Raw genomic sequence first — 617 nt, forward strand, 5'->3', positions numbered from 1 at the left:
AGGCTTTAACTAATGAAGGCAAACCTATTATTGGTCGTTTCCGTTTTACTGACCGGTTGCTCGGTATCGGTAACCCCAAATAAAACGACGGTAGACACCATTGTGGAAACCTTTGAGTTTCGAGTCACCAACAAAGACGTGGCAATGGATAAGTCGGTTAACTTTGTTAATCAAATCAATAGCCAATACCCAAAGTCTACGTTTGCAATCAATTACGACACCGAAGAGAGTCAATTTGTTGATGGTTTTGTAAAAGAAATCAAAGCCAAAGGCGTAAATAAACTGCGATACACACTGAACGCAAACAGTGAGGGCAAAGGTGTAAAAATCGTCGCGAAGTATCACAAGATTCAAGAACAAACCTGTGGTGCTGTTTCATTCAATACTCTTAAAAATCATCCATTTGGATGCAGCTTGGAATACAACAGACGTTTGAGTATGACGAATCCTGTCGTGGAGTAAAAAATGGATTTAGATAACCTATTCAAAACGACTTCATCGAGTAAAGACAAAAAGAATAACACCATTGATCTGGTTGTTTCAGATGATATGGCTTTTCTGCAAGCGATCGATGAGCTCTATGCGATCGAAGGTTTTGCTTCACCTCTTAAAGTAGA

Annotated in this window: 1 protein-coding gene and 1 pseudogene; both read left to right on the top strand. The window is 39.4% G+C overall.

Going from position 1 to position 617, the window contains the following annotated elements; genetic code table 11:
* Nucleotides 1–12: 12 nt before the first annotated feature.
* On the top strand, nucleotides 13–462 hold the full coding sequence (locus tag R7Z49_RS26055; protein ID WP_005498619.1) for a hypothetical protein: 450 nt from the start codon (nucleotides 13–15) through the stop codon (nucleotides 460–462).
* A 3-nt stretch (nucleotides 463–465) separates the two neighbouring features.
* Nucleotides 466–617, top strand: a pseudogene (locus tag R7Z49_RS26060) (type II secretion protein); the annotation flags it as partial.

The sequence above is a fragment of the Vibrio sp. 1562 genome, from assembly GCF_033340155.1.
Taxonomy (GTDB): Bacteria; Pseudomonadota; Gammaproteobacteria; order Enterobacterales; family Vibrionaceae; genus Vibrio; species Vibrio alginolyticus.